The organism is Microcoleus sp. S13_B4, assembly GCF_036700885.1.
In the GTDB taxonomy this organism is placed as follows: domain Bacteria; phylum Cyanobacteriota; class Cyanobacteriia; order Cyanobacteriales; family Microcoleaceae; genus Microcoleus.
The window spans coordinates 1-4,010 of the sequence record NZ_JAUBPU010000120.1 but is presented as its reverse complement, the minus strand read 5'-3'; the positions used below and the strand labels follow the sequence as shown (position 1 = coordinate 4,010).

The window sequence follows — 4,010 nt, the reverse complement described above, 5'->3', positions numbered from 1 at the left end:
CTCATTCTCTCCCGGCGCGGTGGCTCTAGTTCTTCTGAAAGCCACCGTTCTCATCTTTAGTTAGTCTAAACTACAGTTTTTATCGAGGCAAGAAAGTCACAGTAATTGGTGCAATTAGTCTCACGCAAGTAGTGGCATTAATGACCATGGACAACTCGATGGATAGCCACGCATTTGAGGTGTTTATCGCTCAATGTTTAGTGCCAAAATTGTGGTCGGGAGCAGTAGTAGTGATGGATAATTTACCAGCGCATAAAGTAGATTCAATTAAGCCTATGATTGAAGCGGTGGGTGCTTCTATCTTGTGTTTGTCCCCATACTCTCCTGATTTTAATCCAATTGAATTATGGTGGTCGCAACTCAAATCTTTATTGATCCAGTTTTCACCAACCACCACTAAAATGGTTGACACCATAATTGCTGTGGCTCTTGACTTAATTAATCCGAAACATCTTAAAAACTGGTTTACTAATTGCTGCTACTGTACCTCATAACATCCGGAAGTGCTGTAGTTCCTGCAATTACCCCGATAATGCCGCAATATCCGTTTAAGGTAGTCAGTGTGTGCCAGCAGACTCCTTTTATTTTAGGACCTGTGAATGGGGGCATTCCGTTTCCACCGGGGTTTCAAGAAACGGCCAGACAAGAATTTGCTCAATTCAACTTTTTTAGAGCAGTTGGGCGAGCATTAATTCCAGGTTATGTAGAAACTTACAAGAAAGCAGACAAAGTATTGGCAGGTTCAACATATACTCTAAATTTGCTAAAAAAATTGTTTGCTATCCCCGATACAAGAATAGAGCTGTTTTACGAAAATGGGATTGCCCAGGAATTTTTAATGTCTGTCAAACCACCAAAAGAAGAAGGTTCCCACATAAATTTACTTTTTGTGGGCAGATTAGTGCCTTACAAATGCGCCGATGTGGTCATAGAGTCTATTGGGAAATTAGACCAGGCAATGCAAAGTAAAATACGCTTAACTATCGTAGGAGATAGCTCGGAAAGAAATAACTTGGAAAACCGTGTCAAGGAGCTGGATTTAGAGGAAACAGTCAGCTTTCCAGGATGGGTTAATCAATCAGAAACTCTGGATTATTACCAGGGTAAGAGCATCTCAATCATGCTTGACAAAAGCACTTGAGAATTTGCATCATATAGTCATTGTTCATCGCAGCCCGTTTGATTTTTTGTCGCAGGCTACGCTGGAGAGTTGTTTCTTGGTTGACCGCATTAAGGGCAATGCGTGTTACCAGAGCGAAGTTCTGAGGACTGTTTAACGAGCGAATTCGGAATTTATCTTCATTAAAAGTCACATCTAAACTCCAATGCACTTGGTTTTCAATGCTCCAATGTTGACGAATAGCACGACCATTGAGCTGGGCATCTACTGGTAAAGAACTTAGGTAAAACTGTACGTCGTGCGTAGTTTTGTTCCACAGATGACGAACTCTTTCGATCATCACAATAGTACGTAGGGCTTGCTGAATAATCGATAACTTTTTGGTGATCGGGAGTGATTGATTATTCAATCCGAGTTAAAGATGAGTTTTTCCTGCCTCATTGTAAGTAAAATATAAGCAAGCGCAAATTATGTTAAGCCCAAAAACAGGCATTGTTTTCCCTGAACCGCATAAAAACACACAAAAAACCCGGCGCCACCAGGTAGAAAGGTTCATTACTAAAAAAGTAATCGCAAGGGCTGTTTGCGAGGTATTGTCAAGTTTTGCCATGACCAAATTTAGACCGAATCTTCGTTTACCTTGCCCAAATTTGCCCTCAATTGCATTTCTAATCCTCTCATCAGATGCGGCTTGCTTCTTTTTTTCTTTACTCACATTTGCTGGGGTCTTCCGAGGGGCGGCCCACTGATTCTAATTCCTCTTTCTTTGCACCAAGCTCGGTTTTCTCTTGTTCGATAAATTCGCTCTGCATGAACTGATTCTGGATAGTATCCTTTGAAGGTATGATAAGCTTCTACTTGTGCTTTTAAGTCTCCTGATTCATTAAAATTATCCCAGCTCATCCGGTCTAAAAATACATATCCTTCAAAGTAGCTCGCTGATAGTTTAGCTCCAAACTCTACGCTTTTTCCGGCTTTGCCTCTGACTATGGGACGGATGTGGGGTTGGCTTAAACTTACTATTCTATCCTCAATACTCTGTTTATTGTTATCAAATAACCATTGCTGTTGGCGATAGACCTCTGTGAGGACTAGTAAGGTTTTATATTGCTTTTTATTCAGACCTCTTAGGGTGGCACCTGAATCGATTAGCTGTTCAATATGATCCCGGTTTCTTTTGATATATAGAAGTTGTTTTTTAATTGCATGTCTTTTTTTGTGGCGGGATGATCTTCTTTGTTTTGCTATTAATAAGTAATCTTTTCGGGCGAGATTACGGTAGGTTCTTGGTTTTTTCGGGATTTGACCTTTAAGCTGTTAATACAGGATATTTATGATTCTTTCGGTGTGAACTCTGGCTCTGTTTAATAGTCCTAAGTCGGTCGGATAACTAATATCGGCTGGAGCGCAGGTTGCATCTATGATTAGTTTTCCGCGATTGGGTGACTCATTTTTGGCGTCCGAATCCTTTTTTTTTTCGGGTTTGACTGGCGTGATTTCTCGCATTTTTTTAACCATGCGTTCGTTCACTTTATTAATTAGGTTGGGACTAATTCGTTGCCGAAAGTGTACTAATAGAGATGGGTCAAATGGTAGTTCATTGCTGTAGTTTGATTGACCGATAAAGTATTGTAGATAGGGGTTTTCGCGGATCTGTTCTACCGTTTCCCGATCGCTAATTCCTAATTTTTCTTTAATAATTAATGCCCCCAATGCCATCCTCCATGATTTGGCTGGTGCACCATGCGCTGCAGGGAAGTTGGCCGCATATTCTGATTCAAATTCATCCCACGGGATTATTTGGGCCATTTTCACCCAACGGTTGTCCGCAGACAACGTTCCTCCGAAGGGCAGTTCAAACTCGGATGGGGGGCTTGGGGCAAGCTCAGCTTTTCTGTACACGATCGCAGGTGGTGATGCACGGCTTTTGACCTATTTTACCTGTTTTTCACGGCGATGACTCTCGATCGCACCATCTCTTAACCCAGACCACGTAATATGCGATCGATTATTCAGCAAGCCCTACGTAAGTCAGGCCATTGCTCTTGCTTGTAAAGTCCTCCTAGTTTGGCAAGTGATACCGCCCAAACTTTTCGAGTTTCGAGGCGATGATGTCCCTTTTCGGTTCGGGAATCATAACTCATACCAATCCCCATGAATTCCTGAGTTTTTGCCGTCTCAAACCAGTCTTTAACTTGATTGTAAAGAGTGGGATGATTGCTTTTTAGTGCCACGACATAATCGGCTTTTTTCTGACGAATCAGTCGGACTATTTCTGTTTGATTCCCCATCGCATCAATGGTGATAATCGCCCCAGCAATGTCGAGTAGTTCTAGTAGGGCTGGAATTGCTGTGATTTCATTGGAATGGTCTTCTACTTTAACTTGCCCGAGTACCAAACGTTGTTTGCTCGCCCAAGCTGTCACTAAATGTAAGTTTTTTAAACCTTTCTCTCGATCGTAAGAACCCCGCAAACTTTTGCCATCTATGGGAATAATTTCTTGCAAGACTGAACCCATAATTTGTGGCAACCATTGCGATAATTTCTCCTCTAAAACTTTCGGGTCTAGCTTTTCAAACACCCGGCGAAATGTATCATCGCGCTTGTATGCCATTGGGTAACTCTAAAAATTCTTCTAACCATTGTTGCTTGCTGAGTCCATAATTTTCGATGTCTTCCCACCCCGCTCGCATCGGCGATCGCAGCTAAGGACTGAAAAATAAATAACTTGATGGATTGTTGGATATAATCAAAAACAGCGCCCTGATTGCTATTTTCTCTAAAATTGATAGAAAGTCGCAAGAGATTTTTCTATTCTACCACTTTATCTGACCTTTAAACCTATGTTTTATTCTAGTTCAATTGAGTCGGAAATAAAGAAATTTTATA

General features: G+C 41.4%; 1 protein-coding gene and 4 pseudogenes. 2 read left to right on the top strand and 3 right to left on the bottom strand.

Annotated features, from left to right (window positions below; translation table 11 throughout):
- Nucleotides 1-95: 95 nt before the first annotated feature.
- Nucleotides 96-494 (top strand): annotated as a pseudogene (locus QT994_RS27305) (transposase); the annotation flags it as partial.
- Nucleotides 495-532: 38 nt separating this feature from the next.
- Nucleotides 533-1,141: a glycosyltransferase family 4 protein gene (locus tag QT994_RS27300; protein WP_333180217.1), complete on the top strand. Its 609-nt coding sequence runs from the start codon at nt 533-535 to the stop codon at nt 1,139-1,141.
- Here the strand turns inward: QT994_RS27300 and QT994_RS27295 are convergent.
- The 3 pseudogenes from QT994_RS27295 to QT994_RS27285 all read right to left on the bottom strand — a co-directional run.
- Nucleotides 1,119-1,475, bottom strand: a pseudogene (locus tag QT994_RS27295) (ISAs1 family transposase); the annotation flags it as partial. The gene QT994_RS27300 and the pseudogene QT994_RS27295 overlap by 23 nt on opposite strands.
- 50 nt (nt 1,476-1,525) lie before the next feature.
- Nucleotides 1,526-3,022: pseudogene (locus tag QT994_RS27290) on the bottom strand (IS5 family transposase).
- A gap of 122 nt (nt 3,023-3,144) precedes the next feature.
- Nucleotides 3,145-3,805: pseudogene (locus QT994_RS27285) on the bottom strand (ISAs1 family transposase); the annotation flags it as partial.
- Nucleotides 3,806-4,010 lie beyond the last annotated feature (205 nt).